Genomic DNA, 21,152 nt, shown 5'->3' with positions numbered 1-21,152 from the left:
TTCGTCGTGTTCTCCTCCGGTGCGGCGACCTGGGGCAGTGCCCGGCTGGCCGGGTATGCGGCCGCCAACGCCGCCCTTGACGCCCTGGTGGAGGAGCGTCGCAGCCGGGGCCTGGCCGGGACGTCGGTGGCCTGGGGGCTGTGGGGCGGTGGCGGGATGGGCGACGGCCCGGCCGGTGAGATGCTCCAGCGTCTCGGAGTACGGGAGATGGATCCGCAGGTCGCCGTCGGGGCGCTGGCGGCTGTCCTGGACGCCGGGGAAGACCTGGTCGCGGTCTCGGACATCGACTGGGACCGGTTCGCCACCATTTTCACCGTCCAACGCCCCAGCCCCCTGCTGGCCGACCTGCCCGACGCCCAGCAGGCACTCGGCGACTCCGCCACGCCCGACGACGGCGCGGAGCCGGACGGGACGGCCCTAAGCCGGCGGCTGGAGGGGCTCGGCCGGCCCGAGCAGGACCGGATCCTCACCGACCTGGTCCGGGCGGAGGCCGCCGCCGTCCTCGGATACGCCTCGGCGGAAGCCGTACCGGCCGGGCGGGCGTTCAAGGACCTCGGCTTCGACTCCCTCACCGCCGTCGACCTGCGCACCCGGCTCAACGCGGCGACCGGGCTGAAACTGCCCGCCACGCTCGTCTTCGACTATCCGACGCCCACCGTCCTGGCCGACTTCATCCGGTCCAAGGCCGTCAACGAACAGACCGACTACGCCATCGCGGTGGCGGAACTCAAGAAACTGCAGGCCGTCCTCTCCAGGGTCTCCTGGAACAGCGAGGAGCGCTTCGACATCACGTCCAGGCTCGAATCGATCGGCCAGGAGCTGCGCGCCCAGCACGACGGCGACGACCAGGGGACCGATCAAGAGCTTGAGTCGGCAACCGACGACGAGATGTTCGACTTCGTGGAAAAAGAGCTCCGCGCTGCCGACTTCGATTGATCCACAAGACTTCTCTAGGGGTAGGTCAACATGGCTGCGGTTGAGAACGAGGACAAGCTTCGTGATTACCTCAAGCAGGTAACCACCACGTTGCGTCGGACCCGCAAGAGGCTTCGCGACCGTGACCGCGAGCCGATCGCGATCGTCGGGATGGGCTGCCGGTTCCCGGGCGGGGTCCGCGAGCCGGAGGACTTCTGGAACCTGTTGTCCGCCGGGACCGACGCGATCTCCGGATTCCCGTCGGACCGGGGCTGGGACCCCGAAGGTCTCTACGCCGGCGCGGGCGACGAGGCGTCGACCACGCGCGTGGGTGGTTTCCTGTACGACGCGGCGGATTTCGATCCGGGGTTCTTCGGGATCAGCCCGCGTGAGGCGATCACGATGGATCCGCAGCAGCGGCTGCTGCTGGAGACGGCCTGGGAAGCGGTCGAGCGGGCGGGCATCGACCCCGCGTCGTTGAAGGGCACCCAGATCGGGGTCTTCGCCGGTGCCGGCTTCGGCGCCTATGGCCACGGGCTGGCCGAAGAAGGCGGCTCCGAGGGCTATCTGATGATCGGCAGCCTGACGTCGGTGATCTCGGGGCGGGTGTCGTACACGCTGGGGTTGGAAGGTCCGGCGGTGACGGTGGACACGGCGTGTTCGTCGTCCCTGGTCGCGTTGCATCTGGCGTGTCAGGCGCTGCGTTCGCGTGAGTGCTCGATGGCGCTGGCCGGTGGGGTGGCGGTCATGTCCACTCCGTCCGCGTTCGCCGAGTTCTCCCGGCAGCAGGGGCTGGCCTTCGACGGCCGGTGCAAGGCGTTCGCGGCCGACGCCGACGGGATCGGCTGGGGTGAGGGCGCCGGGATGCTCTTCCTGGAGAGGCTCTCGGACGCGCGACGGAAGGGCCATCGGGTGCTGGCCGTCATCGCCGGTAGCGCGATGAACCAGGACGGCGCGAGTAACGGGCTGACCGCGCCGAACGGCCCGTCGCAGCAGCGAGTGATCCGTACCGCGCTGGCGAACGCCGGGCTGCGGGCCGACCAGGTCGACGCGGTCGAGGCGCACGGCACCGGCACGGTGCTGGGTGACCCGATCGAGGCGCAGGCGCTGCTGGCCACCTACGGGCAGGATCGTGAGGACGACCGCCCGCTCTGGCTGGGGTCGGTGAAGTCGAACATCGGGCACACGCAGACCGCGGCCGGGGTGGCCGGGGTCATCAAGATGGTCCTCGCTCTGCAGCATCAGGAGCTGCCGCGTACGTTGCACGCCGAGGAGCCCAGTCCGCACGTGGACTGGACCGCCGGCGACGTCCGGCTGCTCACCGAGCCGGTCGCGTGGCCGGCGAACGGCCGTCCCCGGCGGGCCGGGGTGTCGGCGTTCGGGGTCAGCGGCACCAACGTGCACGCCATCCTCGAAGAAGCACCGCCGGTGACGGACGTGGACGCCGATCCCGACGACCCGGAGCCCGAGGACGCCGGCCAGGAGAAGCCGGGTCTGCCGGTGCTGACCGGGTCGGTGCTGGCCTGGCTGGTGTCGGGCCGGAGCCCGGCCGGGCTGGCCGCGCAGGCCGGCCGGCTGGGCGAGTTCGTCCTGTCCCGTCCCGATCTGGACGTCGCCGGGGTGGCCTGGTCGCTGATCTCCACCCGGTCGGTCTTCGAGCACCGGGCCGTGATCCTGGGCCAGGACCGCGGTGAGCTGCTGTCCGGGCTGTCGGCGGTGGCCGCCGGTCAGCCGGCCGCCGGGGTCGTCTCCGGGGTGGTTCCGGCCGGTGGCGGTCAGGGCCGGGTGGTGTTCGTCTTCCCTGGTCAGGGGTCGCAGTGGGTGGGGATGGGCCGGGAGCTGGCCGAGGCCAGCCCGGTGTTCGCCGCCCGGCTGGCCGAGTGTGAGCAGGCTCTGGCCCCGTACGTGACCTGGTCCTTGAACGACGTCCTCGCCGGTCGTGAAGGCGCGCCCGGTTTCGACCGGGTCGACGTCGTGCAGCCGGTGCTGTGGGCGGTGATGGTGTCGCTGGCTGCGGTGTGGCAGGCGGCTGGTGTGGAGCCGGATGCCGTGGTGGGGCATTCGCAGGGGGAGATCGCCGCAGCGGTGGTCGCCGGGATCCTGTCGCTGGAGGACGCTGCCAAGATCGTGGCGTTGCGCAGCCGGGCGCTGATCGCGCTGTCCGGGCGCGGCGGCATGCTCTCGATCGCCGAGCCCGCGGCCGCGGTGGAGAGGCGGGTGGCGCCGTGGGACGGCCGGGCCTCGGTGGCGGCCGTGAACGGCCCGGCCGCCACGGTGGTTTCCGGTGATCCGGAGGCTCTGCGCACGCTGCTCGCGGACTGCGAGCGTGACGGGGTCCGAGCCAGGATCCTGCCGGTGGACTACGCCTCGCACGGCCCGCAGGTGGACTCGTTGCGGGAGGAGATCCTGAACCTCCTGGACGGCGTCGCCCCGCAGCCTGGTCGGGTGCCGATGGTGTCTGCGATGACCGGGGAAATCCTGGAAGGCCCGGAGATGGACGCGGGCTACTGGTACGCCAGCCTGCGGGCCGGCGTCCAGTTCAGCCGGGCCATAGAAGCGCTGGATCGGACGGGCCACGGGGTGTACGTCGAGGTCTCCGCGCATCCGGTGCTGACGGCGTCGATCGCCGGCACGCTGGAGGAGCTCGCGAACCCGGAGGAGGCCGAACGTCTCTCCCGGCCGGCGCCGATCGTGACCGGGACGTTGCGCCGCGACGACGGCGGCCCGGCCCGGCTGCTGGCCTCGCTGGCCGAGGCGCACGTACGCGGCGTGCCCGTGGACTGGACCACCGTCGTGCCGGCGGCGCCGTGGGTGGAACTGCCGACGTACGCCTTCCAGCGGCAGCGGTACTGGCCCAAGCCGGTCCCGGCCCCGGTCGCCGTCAGCGGTGGCGGCGGGACCGCGGCCGAGGCCCGGTTCTGGTCGGCGGTCGAGGCCGGTGACCTGGACGGCCTGTCCCAGGCGCTCTCGGTGGACGGAACGACCCTGGGCGAGCTGGTGCCTGCTCTGGCGTCGTGGCGGAGGCGGGAGCGGGACGAGTCGCTGACCGCGGACTGGCGGTACCGGGTCTCCTGGGTGCCGGTTCGTGACCCGGCCCCGGCGGCGCTGACCGGGACCTGGCTGGTCGTGGTCCCGTCCGCCCTGGCCGGCGGCGACCTCGTGTCCGCCTGCGCGCGGGCGCTGAGCGAGCGCGGGGCCCGGGTGCTGTTCGCCGAGGTCGCCCCCGGCGAGGTGACCCGGTCGGGCCTGGCCGAGACGATCAGCGGTGCCCTCGCCCCGGTGACGGACGACGGCGGGCCGGCGGGGGTGCTCTCCCTGCTGGGACTGGACGAGTCGCCGCTGGCCGACCGGCCCGTGGTGCCGTCCGGCGTGGCCGGGACGCTGGGCCTGCTGCAGGCGCTCGGCGATGCCGGGACGACCGCGCCGCTGTGGGTGCTGACCCAGGGGGCCGTCACGACCGGCGACGGCGATGTCCTGACCAGCCCGATCCAAGCCCAGGTGTGGGGTCTGGGCCGGACGGCCGGGGTGGAGCATCCGGACCGGTGGGGTGGCCTGATCGACCTGCCGCCCGTCCTGGACGAGCGGTCGGCGGCGCGGCTCGCCGGGGTGCTCGCCGGCAAGAGCGAGGACCAGGCCGCGATCAGGGCCGGTGGGACTCTGGCCCGCCGCCTGGTCCGGGCCGCCCCCCGCCGCAACGGCGACGGCGCATGGGCGCCGCGCGGAACGATCCTGCTCACCGGGGCCAGCGGCGCGATCGGCCCCGATCTGGCCGCCTGGCTGACCGATGCGGGGGTCGAGCACGCGGTGCTGACCAGTCGCCGGGGGCCGGGGACGCCCGGTGCGGGGGTGCTCGCCGCCTTCTTGGCGGAGGCCGGTTCGGCGGTCACGATGGTCGCCTGTGACGTGGTGGATCGGGATGCGCTGGCCGGTTTGCTGGCGTGGATACCGACGGTCGCCTCGCCGTTGTCGGCGGTGATTCACGCGGCGGTGGCGGTGGAGCTGATGGCCCTCGACCAGGCCGATGTGGACCAGCTGGCGCTGGCTTTGAGCGCGAAGGTCGCGGGTGCGACACATCTGGACGAGCTGACCGCTGATCTGGATCTTGATGCTTTTGTCCTGTTCTCCTCCATCACTGCGACGTGGGGGGTGGGGGAGCACGGTACGTACGCCGCCGCGAACGCTCACCTGGACGCGCTGGCGGAGAACCGGCGTGCCCGGGGTCTGCCGGCGACGTCGGTGGCGTGGGGGGTCTGGAGCTCGGGCGGTCGCTTCGACGACTCGGCGAACGCCGCCCAGGACCCGGCCGAGCCGGCCCGGCCGCAGAGCCTGGTCCCGGACCGGTTGCGGCGTCAGGGCCTGCGGTTGCTGGATCCGGAGCGGGCGTTGACGGTGCTGGGGCAGGTGCTCGCCGATGACGAGACCGTGCTGTCGGTGGCGGATGTGGACTGGCCGAGGTTCTCGGCGGTGTTCAACGCGGTCCGGTCGTGGCCGCTGCTGGAGGAGATCCCCGAAGCCCGTCAGGTCGACTCCGGTGCCACCGTCGTCGCCTCGGGTGAGGCCGCGGCGCTGCTGGCGCGCCTGGCCGGCGTATCGGCCGGTCAGCGGGAACGGATCGTCACCGACCTGGTGGGCGGCCACGCGGCGGCGGTCCTCGGCCATGCCCCGGGCGAGGCGGTGGAGGCCAACCGGGCCTTCCGGGAGATGGGTTTCGACTCGCTGACCGCGGTCGAGCTGCGCGGCCGGCTCAATCAGGCCACCGGCCTGCAGCTGCCTTCCACGGTGGTGTTCGACTACCCGTCCCCGGTGATGCTGGCTCGGCAGATCGTGACCCAGCTGATGGGCACGCAGCAGCTGATGACGGCCGGATCGCGGGTCACCCCCGTCTCGGTCACCGATCCGGTGGTGATCGTCGGGATGGGCTGCCGGTATCCCGGCGGCGTGGACAGCCCGGAAGCGATGTGGAAGCTGCTGGCGAGCGGTGGGGACGCGATCGGCGGCTTCCCCGCTGACCGGGGGTGGGACATCGCGGGGCTGCTCGACGCCGTGCCCGGCTCGGCCCTGGGGTCGGTGACCCGTGAGGGTGGTTTCGTCGCCGGTGCGGCGGACTTCGACCCGGCGTTCTTCCGGATCAGCCCGCGTGAGGCGCTGGCGATGGACCCGCAGCAGCGCCTCCTGCTCGAAACGGCCTGGGAAGCGCTGGAGCGCACCGGGCTCGACCCGATGTCCCTGCGCGGCTCGCTGACCGGCGTCTTCGCCGGCGCGGCCTCGTCCGGGTACGCCGGGCAGACCGGCTACGGCGCCGACCTCGACGGCTCGGAAGGACACCTGATCACGGGCAATGTGACCAGTGTGATCTCGGGTCGGATCTCGTACACGCTCGGTCTTGAAGGTCCTGCCGTCACCGTTGACACGGCTTGTTCGTCGGCTCTGGTGTCGTTGCATCTGGCGGCGCAGGCGCTGCGGGCGGGTGAGTGTGATCTGGCTTTGGCCGGTGGTGTGATGGTGATCGCGGATCCGGCTGAGTTCATCGGTTTCTCGCAGCAGGGGGCGCTGGCCCTGGACGGTCGGTGCAAGGCGTTCTCGGCCGGCGCGGACGGGATGGGGTTGTCCGAGGGCGCGGGCATGATCGTGCTGGAGCGGTTGTCGGACGCGCGCCGTAACGGGCACACGGTGCTGGCCGTGGTGGCCGGCAGTGCCATCAACCAGGACGGCGCGTCGAACGGGCTGACCGCCCCCAACGGACCTTCGCAGCAGCGGGTCATCCGTGCCGCGCTCGCCAGCGCCGGCCTCGGCACCGCCGACGTGGACGCGGTCGAGGCGCACGGCACCGGCACCCGGCTCGGGGACCCGATCGAGGCCCAGGCGCTGCTGGCCACCTACGGTCAGGACCGCCCCGAGGGACGGCCGCTGTGGCTGGGCACGGTGAAATCCAACATCGGGCACGCCCAGCAGGCCTCCGGCGCGGCCGGGATCATCAAGATGGTCCTCGCCCTGCGGAACGGCCTGCTCCCGGCCACCCTGCACGCGGACGAGGCGACGCCGGAGGTCGACTGGACCGCCGGTGACGTCCGGCTGCTGACCGAGCCGGTGGACTGGGCGGCGGGCGATCGACCCCGCCGGGCCGGCGTCTCGGCCTTCGGGATCAGCGGCACCAACGTTCACGTCATCCTCGAAGAGGCACCGGCCGCGAGCGATGTTGAGGAAGGAGCACCTGCACGGGCCGGGTTCGAGGACGGGGCACCTGCACGGGCCGAGGTTGAGGACGGTGCGCCTGTACGGGCCGGGGTCGGGGAGGAAGTACCTGCACTGGTAGGGGTGGGCGATGGATCGGCCCACGCCGGGCCCGCGCCGGCGCTGTCGGGTACCCCGGCCTGGCTGGTGTCCAGTCAGGCCGCGTCCGGCCTCGTAGAGCAGGCCCGGCGGCTGGCCGAGCACCTCGCGGACCGGCCGGACCTCGACCCCGTCGACGTCGGCTGGTCGCTGGCGACCACCCGGTCCCTGTTCGAGCACCGTGCCGTCATCACCGGCGCCGACCGGGACGAACTGGTGGCCGGCCTCGGCGCGCTGGCGGCCGACGAGCCCGCCGCCGGGGTCGTGACCGGGGTGGCCGGCGGCACCGGCCCGGTCGTGTTCGTGTTCCCGGGACAGGGATCCCAGTGGGCAGGGATGGGCCGGGAGTTGGCGGCGTCGTCGCCGGTGTTCGCGGCCCGGCTGGCCGAGTGTGGTCGGGCGCTGGCCCCGTACGTGGACTGGTCGCTGGATGATGTGCTGCACGGCCGGGAGGGTGCGCCGGGCCTGGACCGGGTCGACGTGGTGCAGCCCGCGCTGTGGGCCGTGATGGTCTCGCTGGCCGAGTTCTGGCAGGCGGCCGGAGTGACCCCGGACGCGGTGCTGGGGCATTCGCAGGGGGAGATCGCGGCGGCCGTGGTGGCCGGGATCCTGTCGCTGGAGGACGCCGCCAAGGTGGTGGCGCTGCGCAGCCGGGCCCTGACCGCCCTGTCCGGGCACGGCGGCATGATGTCCCTCGCCGAACCGGCCGAGGCGGTGTCGGCCCGGATCGCGTCCTGGGACGGGCGGATCTCCGTCGCGGCCGTGAACGGCCCCGCGGCGACGGTCGTCTCGGGCCGGCCGGAGGCCCTGGCCGCACTGCTCGCCGCCGCTGAGCGGGACGGCGTCCGGGCGCGGATGCTGCCGGTGGACTACGCCTCGCACGGGCCGCAGGTCGACGCCATCCGCGACGAGGTGCTGAGCCTGCTGGCGACGATCACGCCGCGGCCCGGCCTCATCCCCATGGTGTCGGCGATGACCGGTGAGTTCCTGACCGGCCCCGAGCTGGACGCCGGCTACTGGTACGCGAGCCTGCGGGCGCCCGTGGAGTTCGCCCGCGCCACCGAGGTGCTGGGCCGGGCCGGATACGGGGTGTTCATCGAAACCTCCGCCCACCCGGTCCTGACCGCCGCCATCACCGACACCCTCGAAGATCTCCGGCAGCGGTCCGAGACCGACGAGGGATCGGGACCCGTGCGGGAGCCGGTCGTCACCGGCACCCTCCGGCGGGACGACGGCGGACCCGTCCGGGCGCTGACCTCGCTGGCCCTGGTGCACGGCCACGGCGTCTTCGTGGACTGGACCGCGGTGCTGCCGGCGGGCAGGCGGATCGACCTGCCGACGTACGCGTTCCAGCGGCAGCGGTACTGGCCCAAGCCGGCCACGGCCCCGACCGCGACGAGCGTCGTACCGGCGGCCGAGAGCGCGTTCTGGGCCGCCGTCGAGGGCGGCGACCTGGATGGCCTGGCGCAGACGCTGGCCGTCGACGGGCAGCGGCTGGGCGAGATCCTGCCCGCGCTGGCCGCCTGGCGGCACCGCGAGCGCGGTGAATCGACGGCCGCCGACTGGCGTTACCGGATCACCTGGGCCCCGGTCACGGTGCCCGGCTCCGCGGCCCTGTCCGGCACCTGGCTGCTGGTCGTCCCGGCCGGTGAGACGGGCACGGACCAGACTGAGCGATGCGTACAGGCTCTGACCGGTCACGGCGCCCAGGTGCTCCGCGCCGAGATCGCCCCGGACGAGACCGACCGGCAGGCGCTGGCCGGCCGGATCAGCGAGACCCTCCACGCGGAGACCGACCCGGATAGCGGCCCGGTGGTGGCCGGAGTGGTGTCGCTGCTGGCGCTGGACGAGTCGCCGATGGCCCGGTGGCCGGTGGTGGCGACCGGGCTCGCCGGGACGATGGGGCTGGTCCAGGCGCTGGGTGACGCCGGGATCGGCGCGCCGCTGTGGGTGCTGACGTTCGGTGCGGTCGCCGCGGGCGCCGGTGAGGTGCCGACCGGCCCGGTTCAGGCACAGACGTGGGCGTTCGGCCGGGTCGCCGGCCTGGAACATCCGGATCGGTGGGGCGGACTGATCGACCTGCCCCGGGCATGGGACGCGCGGGCGGCGGGACGGCTGGCCGCGGTCCTGGCCGGGTGCGGCGAGGACCAGGTCGCCATCCGGGCCGGGGGAGTGCTCGGCAGACGCCTGATGCGCGCGCCCCGGCCGCGTCCCGGTGACCGCTGGCAGCCAGGCGGCAGTGTGCTGGTGACCGGCGGTACCGGCGGCGTCGGCGGGCACGTGGCCCGCTGGCTGACCGGGCGCGGCGCCACCCGGCTGGTGCTGTCCAGCCGCTCCGGTCCGGCCGCGGCCGGGGCGCCGGCCCTGGCCGCCGAGCTGGCCGCCGCCGGGACGGCCGTGGCCGTCGTCGCCGGTGATGTCGGCGAGCGCTCGCAGGTCACCGGCCTGGTGAACTGGATCGGCGCCACCGGCCCACGGCTGAGCTCGGTCATGCATGCCGCCGGGGCCGGGCTGGGCGGCCCGATCGACGACATGGCGGCGTCGGATCTGGCGGAGGTGTCGCAGGCGAAGGCCGGTGGCGCCGGACACCTGGACGAGGCCACCGACGGCCTCGATCTGGACGCGTTCGTGGTGTTCTCGTCCGGCGCGGCGGCCTGGGGCAGCGGCCGGCTGGCCGGGTACGCGGCGGCGAACGCGGCGCTGGACGCCCTCGTCGAGGACCGTCGCGGGCGCGGACTCGCCGGGACGTCCATCGCCTGGGGGCTGTGGGGCGGTGGCGGCATGGGCGACGGTCCGGCCGGAGAGGTCCTGCAGCGCCTCGGCGTGCGGGAGATGGACCCGGAGCCGGCGATCGCCGCACTGGCCGGAGCGCTCGACGCCGGCGAAGCCCTGGTGGCGGTCTCGGACATCGACTGGGCCCGGTTCGCCCCGGTGTTCACCGTGCAGCGGCCCAGCCCGCTGCTGGCCGATCTGCCGGACGCCCAGCGGGCGCTCAACGGCCTCATGGCCTCCGACGACGGCGCGAAGGAGGCCGGGACGGCGCTGGGACAGCGGCTGCTCGGCCTGAACCGGCCGGAGCAGGACCGGATCCTCACCGACCTGGTCCGGGCCGAGGCCGCCGCCGTCCTCGGGCACGCATCCGCGGAGGCCGTGCCTGCCGGGCGGGCGTTCAAGGACCTCGGCTTCGACTCCCTCACCGCCGTCGACCTGCGCACCAGGCTCAACACGGCCACCGGCCTGAAACTCCCGGCCACGCTCGTCTTCGACCACCCCACCCCCGCCGCGGTCGTCCAGCTCCTGCGCGCCGAGCTGCTCGGCGCCCGCACCGCATCCGCGCCGCCGACTCACACGGCCGTGGATCCGGGCGAGCCGATCGCCATCGTCGGCATCGGCTGCCGCTTCCCCGGCGGCGCCGGCACCCCCGAGAGCTTCTGGGAACTGCTGGCCACCGGCACGGACGCAGTCTCCGGCTTTCCCGCCGACCGCGGCTGGGACGTCGAACGTCTCTACGGCGACGGTACGTCCACCACCCGGCAGGGCGGATTCGTCTACGACGCCTCCGGTTTCGACGCCGGGTTCTTCGGCATCAGCCCGCGTGAGGCGCTGGCGATGGACCCTCAGCAGCGCCTGCTGCTGGAGACCACCTGGGAAGCGCTGGAACGCGCGGGCATCGACCCCGTGTCACTGCGGGGCAGCCAGACCGGCGTCTTCGCCGGAGCCACCTATTCGGCCTACGGCGCCGGGCTGGCCGAGAGCGGCGGCTCCGAGGGCTACATGCTCACCGGGAACGCGACCAGCGTGATCTCCGGGCGGATCTCGTACACCCTCGGTCTTGAAGGTCCGGCGGTGACCGTGGACACGGCCTGCTCGTCCTCGCTGGTCGCGCTGCACCTGGCCGGCCAGGCGCTGCACGCCGGAGAATGCTCGCTCGCCCTGGCCGGCGGCGTCACCGTGATGGCGACCCCCGGAGCGTTCGCCGAATTCGCCCGGCAGCAGGGACTGGCCGCGAACGGCCGGTGCAAGTCCTTCGGCGCGGACGCCGACGGCACCGGCTGGGGCGAAGGCGCGGGCGTCCTCGTGCTGGAACGACTCTCGGACGCTCGCCGTCACGGGCACCAGGTCCTGGCCGTCATTCGTGGCAGCGCGGTGAACCAGGACGGCGCGTCGAACGGACTCACCGCCCCCAACGGGCCCTCCCAGCAGCGGGTGATCCGGGCCGCCCTGGCCGCCGCCGGCCTGGCCGCCTCGGACGTGGACGCGGTCGAGGCACACGGCACCGGCACGGTACTCGGCGACCCGATCGAGGCCCAGGCGCTGCTGGCCACCTACGGTCAGGACCGGGCCGAGAACCGGCCGCTCTGGCTCGGCTCGGTGAAGTCCAACATCGGCCACACCCAGGCCGCGGCCGGGGTGGCGGGCGTGATCAAGATGGTGCTGGCCCTGCGGCACGACGCGCTGCCGGTGACCCTCTTCGCCGACGAGCCGTCCCCGCACGTGGACTGGTCCGCCGGTGACGTGCGCCTGCTGACCGAGCCGGTGGCATGGCCGGCGACCGGCCGCCCCCGGCGCGCGGGCGTGTCGGCGTTCGGGGTCAGCGGCACCAACGCCCACGTGATCGTCGAAGAACCCCCGGCCCTCGCCGACGAGGTCACCGAGACCACGCCACGGCGGACGGTTCCGGTGCTGGAGCCGGCCCCGGCCGCGTGGCCGGTGTCCGGTCAGTCGGCCGCCGGTCTGGCCGCCCAGGCCGCACGGCTCGCCGCGCACCTCTCCTCCCGCCCGGATCTCGACCCGGTCGACGTCGGCTGGTCGCTGGCCCGTACCCGGTCGGTGTTCGAGCACCGGGCGGTCATCACCGGCGACCTGGCCTCCGGGCTGACCGCGGTCGCCGCGGGCACCTCCCCGGCCGGGGTGATCCAGGCCGCGGTGTCCGCCGGCGGCGCCGGCCGGGTGGGCTTCCTCTTCGCCGGGCAGGGGGCCCAGCGCGCCGGGATGGGCCGGGAGCTGTACGCGGCCTCCCCGGTCTTCGCCGAGGCGTTCGATCACGCCTGCGCGCTGCTGGAAGCCGAGCTCGGGCTCCCGATCCGGGACGTGGTGCTCGGCACCGGCGAGGACGCTCAGGCCACGCAGACCTTGTACGCCCAGACCGGGTTGTTCGCGGTCGAGGTGGGGCTGGTCGCTCTCCTGGCGGCGGCCGGGATCGTCCCGGACGTGGTCGCCGGTCACTCGGTCGGCGAGATCGCCGCCGCGCACGCGGCCGGCGTGCTGACACTGGCGCAGGCGTGCCGGCTCGTCGCGGCCCGGGCCCGGCTGATGCAGGCCCTTCCCGACGGCGGGGCCATGGCGGCGATCGCCGCCACCGAGGCCGAGATGCTCGCCACGCTCGCCAGCACGCCCGAGGTGTCGATCGCGGCGGTGAACGGCCCCTCGTCGACGGTGATCTCGGGCGACGAGGCCGCCGTGGACGCGATGGTCGAGGAGTGGCGCGAACGCGGGCGACGGGTGCGCCGGCTGCGGGTCAGCCACGCCTTCCACTCGGCCCGGATGGACCCGGTGCTGGACGAACTCGGCTCCCTGGCCGCCGGGCTTGAGCATGCGCCACCCGCCGTGGCCTGGGTCGGAGCGCTGACCGGTGAGCTGATCACCCGACCGGACGCCGGTTACTGGGTGGACCAGGCACGGCAGCCGGTACGGTTCGCCGACGCGGTGACGACGATGGCCGGACAGGGCGTCACGGTGTTCGTCGAGATCGGCCCCGACGGGACGCTGTCGGCCATGGGCCCGGCGGCTCTGCCCGGCGCTTCGGCTGACGCCGCGTTCATCCCGATGTCGCGGGCCGGCACCGACGCGTCGACGGCCGTACTGACCGCCTTGGCGCGGGCACACGTACAGGGCGTGAACCTCGACTGGTCCGCGGTCCTGCCGGCCGGGCGGCAGGTGGACCTGCCCACGTACGCCTTCCAGCATCAGCACTACTGGCCGCGGCCCGCGCCCGTCGCGGTTCGTACGGGTGACGGGACCGAGGCCGAAGCCCGGTTCTGGGCCGCGGTGGAACACGGTGACCTGGCCGGACTGGCCGGAGCCCTGGACGTCGACGGCGAACGCCCGTTCAGCGAGGTCCTCCCGGCACTGGCGTCCTGGCGTCAGCGCGACCGGGAGGAGTCGCTGACGGCGGGCTGGCGTTACCGGGTCGCTTGGACACCGGTGCCCGATCCGGCTCCGGCTCCGCTGACCGGAACCTGGCTCGTCGTCTCCGCGAACCCAAGCCGGGACATTTCTGATCGTACGTGCGCGCACGCGGGGGAGCTGACCCGTGCCTGCGCCGAGGCGCTGACCAAGGCCGGCGCCCGGGTGGTCGTCGCCGAGGTCGCGCCAGGCGAGGTGGACCAGGCCGCCCTGGCCGCCCGCATACGTGGGGCCCTGGCCGACACCCAGAACGACAACTCCCCGGCGATCTCTGGGGCCAACCTCCAGGAAGGCTCCCAGAGCGACTCCCTTGCGGACTCCGAGGGCGACTCCCGAGACGCATCCCGAGACGCGTCCCGGGGCGATGACGCTGCCGGGACACTGGCTGTGGCCGGGGTGTTGTCACTGCTGGCCACCGACGAGACGCCGCTGAGCGACTCACCGGCCGTCATCGCCGGCTTGGCCGGGACCCTCGGCCTGGTCCAGGCACTGGCCGACCTGGAGATTCAGGCCCCGCTGTGGGTGGCGACCTCCGGAGCCGTCGCGACCGGCCCGAGCGAAACGCTGACCAGCCCAGCACAGGCCCAGGTCTGGGGCCTGGGCCGCATCGTCGGCCTGGAACACCCCGACCGCTGGGGCGGCCTGATCGACCTGCCACCCGCCCTCGACGAGCGCACCATGGCCCGGCTCGTCGCCGTCCTAACCGGATCCGCTGAGCAGGGCGAAGACCAGATCGCCATCCGTGGCAGCGGCATCCTGGGCCGCCGACTCCTCCCAGCCCCGCAACCACGCGTGAACCCGGCTCCGCAGCCGGACGTAAGCCCAGCTCCGCACCCGGGCGGAAACCCCGCACTTCAGCGCGGCGGAAACCCGTCCTCGCGACCACGCCGTAACGGAGAGTGGACGTCGGCGGGTAGTGCGCTGATCACCGGTGGCACTGGTGCGATAGGCGGCCGGGTGGCCCAGTGGCTGGCCGGGCGTGGCGTGCCCCGGGTCGTGCTGGTCTCGCGGTCGGGCGCCCGCGCCTCCGGGGCGGCCGAGCGGGCCGCGCGGCTGGCCGCCGCCGGCACCGCCGTCTCGGTGGTCGCCTGCGACACGGCCGACCGGGCGCAGCTGGCCGGACTGCTGGACTGGGTCGACGGGAGCGGGGCCGCGCTGCGGGCCGTCTTCCACGCCTCCGGCGTCGCGCAGGGCGCCCCGGTCATCGGCACCACGGTCGCGGATCTGGACACCGCCGCGACCGCCAAGACGGCCGGAGCCGCGCACCTGGACGAGCTCACGGCCGGCCGCGAACTGGACGCCTTCGTGCTCTTCTCCTCCGGCGCCGCGATCTGGGGCAGCCGCCTCCAGGCGGCCTACGCCGCCGCGAACGCCTACCTGGACGCGCTGGCCGAGAACCGGCTGGCCCGTGGCCTGCCCGCGACCTCGGTGTCCTGGGGCCTGTGGGGCGGCGGCGGGATGGGCGAGGGCGAAGGCGGCGCCCAACTGCAACGACTGGGCCTGCGGGACATGGACCCCGAGCGCGCCATCGGCGCGCTGGCCACCGTCCTCGACCACGGCGAAGGCCTGGTCACCGTGGCCGACCTGGACTGGGCCGCCTTCGCCCCGGTGTTCACCCTGCACCGGCCCAGCGCGCTGATCAGCGAGCTCCCGCAGGTCCGGCTGGCGCTGTCCGAGGCCGCCTCCGACGACGGCCGGGCCCCGGGCGTCACGACCGAGCTGGGACGGCGACTGCAGGGCCTCGCCCAGGCCGACCAGGACCGGATCCTGACCGATCTGGTCCGGGCCGAGGCGGCGCTCGTCCTCGGGCATCCCTCACCCGACGCGGTGGAGGCCGGCCGGGCGTTCAAGGACGTCGGCTTCGACTCCCTGACCGCCGTCGAGCTGCGTAACCGGCTGAACACGGCCACCGGCCTGAAGCTCCCCGCCACCCTGGTCTTCGACTACCCCACCCCGGTCACCCTGGCCGAGCACCTGCGGGCCGGCCTGGTCGGCGAGCAGGCCGGAGCCCAGGTCCCGGTCCAGGCGGCGGCGACGTCCGACGAGCCGATCGCCATCGTCGGCATGAGCTGCCGCCTGCCCGGCGGGTCGGGCACGCTGGAGGACTTCTGGACCCTGTTGACCACCGGTACGGACGCCGTCTCCGGCTTCCCCGCCGACCGCGGCTGGGAGGCTTTCGGCTCCGCCGACGGTGACTCCTCCTTCACCCCGGTCGGCGGGTTCGTCTACGACGCGGGCGACTTCGATCCCGCGTTCTTCGGGATCAGCCCCCGCGAGGCGCTCGCGATGGACCCGCAGCAGCGAGTCCTGCTCGAAACGTCCTGGGAAGCCCTGGAACAGGCCGGAATCGACCCCGGATCGCTGCGCGGCACCACGTCCGGCGTGTTCGTCGGCGCCTGGTCGTCCGGCTACGGGATGAGCCTGCAACCGTCCGCCGATGCCGCCGGTACCGAGGGCTACTTCCTCACCGGCAGCGCCACCAGCGTGATCTCCGGGCGGGTGGCGTACACGCTCGGTCTGGAAGGCCCGGCGGTGACCGTGGACACGGCCTGCTCGTCGTCCCTGGTCGCGCTCCACCTGGCCTGCCAGTCCCTGCGTTCGGGGGAGTCGTCGCTGGCCCTCGCGGGCGGGGTGACGGTGATGGCGACCCCCGGGGCGTTCGCCGAGTTCGCCGTGCAGCAGGGACTGGCCGGGGACGGCCGGTGCAAGTCCTTCGGGGCGGGCGCGGACGGCACCGGCTGGGGTGAGGGCGCCGGGGTGCTGGTCGTGGAGCGGCTGTCCGACGCGCGCCGCAACGGTCACCGGGTGCTGGCCGTGGTCCGCGGCAGCGCGGTGAACCAGGACGGCACGTCGAACGGGCTCACCGCGCCGAACGGGCCCTCCCAGCAGCGGGTGATCCGTACCGCTCTGGCCGAGGCCCGGCTGACGCCGGCGGACGTCGACGCCGTCGAGGCGCACGGGACCGGCACGGTGCTGGGCGACCCGATCGAGGCGCAGGCCCTGCTGGCCACCTACGGTCAGGACCGGCCCGGCGATCGGCCGCTCTGGCTCGGCTCGGTGAAGTCGAACATCGGTCACACCCAGGCCGCCGCAGGCGTCGCCGGGATCATCAAGATGGTCCTGGCGATGCGGCACGAGGTCCTTCCGGTCACCCTGCACGCGCATGAGCCGTCCCCGCACGTCGACTGGACCTCGGGCGAGGTCCGGCTGCTGAGCGAGCCGGTGCCCTGGCCGGCGAACGGCCGGCCGCGCCGGGCCGGGGTGTCGTCCTTCGGGGTCAGCGGTACGAACGCGCACGTCATCCTGGAGGAACCGCCCGCCGTCGAGGAGGACGAGCCCACTCCGGAGACGGACCCGGCCGACGCCGGGCGGCGGGTCCTCACCGGTGGGCCGACCGCATGGGTGGTGTCCGGCAGGACCGCCGCCGGCCTGGCCCGTCAGGCGCACCGGCTGGCCGAGTACGGGCGGGCCCGTACCGGACCGGAGGGGCACCGGTCGGCCGAGTACGGGCGGGCCCGTACCGGACAGGAAGCCGGTGACGTGGCCGACATCGGCTGGTCGCTGGCCACCACCCGGGCGGCGTTCGAGCACCGGGCCGTGGTCACCGGCACGGGCTCCGGCGACCTGATCGCCGGACTGGCCGCGGTGGCGACCGGCGAACCGGCCGCCGGGGTCGTGACCGGGACCGTCCCGGCCGGTGACCGGCGAGCGGTGTTCGTGTTCCCGGGGCAGGGGTCGCAGTGGGTGGGGATGGGCCGGGAACTGGCCGAGACCAGCCCGGTGTTCGCGGCGCGGCTGGCCGAGTGCGGTCAGGCGTTGTCGCCGTACGTGGACTGGGTCCTGACCGACGTCCTGGCGGGCGCCGAGGGCGCGCCGGGGCTCGACCGGGTCGACGTGGTGCAGCCCGCGCTGTGGGCCGTCATGGTGTCGCTGGCCGCCGTCTGGCAGGCCGCCGGTGTCGAGCCTGACGCGGTGGTCGGGCATTCGCAGGGTGAGATCGCGGCGGCGGTCGTGGCGGGGATCCTCTCCCTGGACGACGCCGCCAAGGTCGTGGCCCTGCGCAGCAAGGCGCTGACGACGCTGTCCGGGCGCGGCGGCATGCTCTCCATCGCCGAACCCGCGGACGCCGTGGAGATCCGCGTGGCGGCCTGGGACGACCGGCTGACGGTCGCGGCGGTCAACGGACCGGACGCCACGGTGGTCTCCGGCGACCCGGACGCCATCGAACGGCTGGCGGCCGAGTGCGAGCGGGACGGCGTCCGGGCCCGGATCCTGCCGGTGGACTACGCCTCGCACGGCCCACAGGTGGATGAGCTCCGCGAGGAGATCCTGGAGCTGCTGGCGGGGGTCGTCCCGCAGCCGGGCCGGGTGCCGATGATGTCGGCGATGACCGGCGAGCTCCTCGACGGCTCCCAGGCCGGCGCCGGCTACTGGTACGCGAGTCTTCGCGCGCCCGTGCGGTTCTCGGCGGCGATCGAGGCGCTCGGCCGGGCCGGGTACCGGGCGTTCATCGAGTCCTCGCCGCACCCGGTGCTGATCGCGGCGATCACCGCCACCCTTGAGCAGACCGATGACGGCTCCTCCCACCGGACGCCGGTGGTGACCGGGACGCTCCGCCGCGACGACGGTGGCCCGGCCCGGCTCCTGCTGTCCCTGGCCGAGGCGCACGTGCGCGGAGTGGGCGTGAACTGGCCGGCCGTGCTGCCCACCGGCCGCCCGATCGACCTGCCCACGTACGCCTTCGAGCACCAGCGCTACTGGTCCCGGATGTCCCTGGGCGGCGCCGGGGACGTCCGGTCGGCCGGGCTCGGCGCGGTCGGGCATCCGCTCCTTGGCGCGGCGGTCGACCTGGCCGGCGGCGACGGGGTGGTCCTGACCGGACGGCTGTCCCTGCGCGCACAGCCGTGGCTCGGCGATCACGCCGTCGGCGGCACGGTGTTGCTGCCGGGCACGGCGTTCGTGGAGTTCGCGGTACGGGCCGGCTACGAGGTCGGGTGCGCCCGGATCGTCGAGCTGACCCTGGCCGCGCCGCTGGTCCTGCCGGCCGCCGGCGCGGTCCAGGTTCAGGTCATGGTCGGCGCACCGGACGAGGACGGCCAGCGAACCGTCGAGATCTACTCGCGCGCCGACGACGACGTCCCGTGGACGCGGCACGCCGGTGGCCGGCTCGCGCCGGACCAGCCTGACGGCCTGCGCGCGCCCGCCGACTTCCTGGTCTGGCCGCCCGAGGACGCCGAACGCGTCGACGTCTCCGGCCTGTACGAGATCCAGGCCGCGGGCGGGTACGGCTACGGTCCGGTCTTCCGTGGGCTGCGGGCGGCCTGGCGGCGTGGCACCGACGTCTTCGCCGAGATCGCCCTGCCCGACGCCGCCGCCTCCGACGCCGGCCGGTTCGGCATCCACCCGGCCCTGCTGGACGCGTCCCTGCACGCGGCCGCCCTGCTCACCGACCCTGGCCCGGCCGATGGCGAGTCGGGCGGCGAGTCGGCCGGCGTACGGCTGCCTTTCGCCTGGACCGGAGTGTCGCTCCAGGCGGCCGGCGCGGCCACGCTGCGGATCCGGCTCTCCCGGGACGGCGCCGGCAGCCTCGTCCTGGACGGGGCCGACCCCACCGGACAGCGGGTCGTGTCGGTGGAGTCCTTGGCGATGCGGCCGATCGCGGCCGGAGCCTTGCAGGCCGCCGGGAACGGGCTGCGCGACGCCCTCTTCAGCGTCGAATGGATCCCGGTCAGCGGCCCGGAGGCGGTGCCTGCCGGCCGGTGGGCGCTGATCGGCGCGGACCCCTTCGGGATCGGGGCGGCCGTCGGCGGCGCGGCGGTGGAGTCCTACCCGGACCTGACCGCCCTGACCGAGGCGATCAAGGCCGGACTGCCCGCACCGGACCTGGTGCTGGCCGAAATCGGCTCCGAGATCGCACCTGAGATCGGCTCCGAGACCGGACCTGAGATCGGCTCCGAGACCGCGACGGCGGGAATCGAGGCGGGCCGCAGCGTCGGCGAGACGTCCCGGCTGATCGCCGGCCAGATGCTGGGCCTGGTCCAGCACTGGCTCACCCTCTCGGCGCTGTCCGAAGCCCGGCTGGCCATCGTGACCCGGGGCGCGATCGCGGCACGGCCCGGCGAGCCGGTGACCGACCTGGCCGCGTCCTCGGCGTGGGGGCTCATCCGCTCCGCGCAATCGGAGGAGCCGGGCCGCCTGCTCCTGGTCGACCTCCCTGCGGACGACACCGCGCAAGCCATCGGCCACCTGCCGGCGGCCGTGGCATCCGAGGAGCCGGAACTGGCGATCCGCGAGCGGATCGCCTACGGACGGCGCCTGACCCGCCCGGACGCGAACCTCGGTGGGGACCCGCAGGCGGGCCGTCCGGTCGGGGGCGTGCTGATCACCGGCGGGACCGGCATGCTCGGGGCGCTGGTCTCCCGGCACCTGGCGGCGACCGGGCGGGCCGAGCGGCTGACGCTGCTCAGCCGTTCGGGGCCGGCCGCCTCGGGGGCCGCGCTGCTGGCCGCCGACTGCGCGCAGGCGGGGGCCGGGGTGCAGATCACGGCCGGCGACGCCGCCGACCGTCCCGCTCTGGCCGAGGTGCTCGCCCGGACCGAGGGCCCGCTGACCGCTGTCGTCCACACCGCCGGAGTCCTGGACGACGGCGTGATCGGCTCGCTGACGACCGAGCGGATCGACGCGGTGATGCGGCCCAAGGCCGACGCCGCCTGGAACCTCCACGAACTGACCCAGGGCCTCGACCTGGACGCCTTCGTCCTCTTCTCGGCGGGAGCCGCGACCTTCGGCGCCCCCGGACAGGGCAACTACGCCGCCGGGAACGCCTTCCTCGACTCCCTGGCCGCCTCTCGTCAGGCGGCCGGGCTGCCCGCGATCTCGCTCGCCTGGGGCCTGTGGGCCGACGCCAGCGCGATGACCGGACATCTCAGCGCCGACGACCGGCAGCGGGCCGGTCGCAGCGTGATGACGGAAATCACAGCCGACGACGGTCTGGCTCTGCTGGACCTGGCTCTGACCCGGGACGAGGCGCTGCTGGTTCCGGCTCGGCTGAATGTGGCCGTACTGCGAGGTCAGGCCGCCCGAGGCGAGCGACCGGCGGCCGTCTGGCGCCTCCTGGCCGGAAATCTGCCGCGGTCCGCGTCCGCCGCCGGCGGCGCGGAAGCGGGGCGGTTGTTGCGGCAGCAGTTGAACGCGCTGGTCGAATCGGACCGCGACCGGATACTACTGAACCTGGTTCGCACGCATGCGGCCGCCGTTCTCGGTCATTCCTCGGCGGACGCTGTGGGAGCCGGACGGGCTTTCAAGGATTTGGGTTTCGACTCGCTGACCGCTCTGGAGCTACGGAATCGGTTGAACGCAGCCACTGGGCTGAAATTGCCCGCGACTCTCGCATTCGACTACCCGACGCCGGTCGTTCTCTCCGATTTCATCAAAAAGGAAATCGGCTATGACCAGGTCAGCGCTGGTTCAGCCGCCCTGGATGAAATCAGCAAACTCGAAAAGCTAGTCAAGGGAGTTCCTTCCGGTGATGGTGCGCGAACTGCTCTGGCCGCGCGGGTGAAAGCTCTGCTGCTCACCTTGGAGAGCGATCACGACGCGACGGCCGACGACGCGGCCGACAACGATTTGAAAGCAGCCACGGCCGAGAACATCTTCGATCTTCTCGACAACGAGCTCGCCGAATAACGAGGGTCAAGGCTGACGCCGGGACGATGTGCGAG

The 21,152-nt window shown here is 73.9% G+C and carries 2 protein-coding genes; both read left to right on the top strand.

Going from position 1 to position 21,152, the window contains the following annotated elements:
* Positions 1–936 (top strand): beta-ketoacyl reductase (locus tag ACTMTF_RS46330; protein ID WP_441116468.1); only part of this gene is annotated, 936 nt, incomplete at its 5' end.
* Between the two features lie 30 nt (positions 937–966).
* Entirely contained in the window at positions 967–21,117 is a 20,151-nt protein-coding gene (locus ACTMTF_RS46325; RefSeq protein ID WP_441116467.1) for a type I polyketide synthase, read from the top strand.
* Positions 21,118–21,152: the final 35 nt, after the last annotated feature.

Source organism: Nonomuraea sp. ZG12 (genome assembly GCF_052068115.1).
Taxonomy (GTDB): Bacteria; Actinomycetota; Actinomycetes; order Streptosporangiales; family Streptosporangiaceae; genus Nonomuraea.
The sequence above is the reverse complement of the archived record's forward strand: the minus strand, read 5'-3'. Positions and strand labels throughout refer to the sequence as shown.

Coding starts and splice junctions, on each gene's coding strand:
- ACTMTF_RS46325 (WP_441116467.1), top strand. CDS start 967: ATGGCTGCGGTTGAGAACGAGGACAAGCTTCGTGATTACCTCAAGCAG.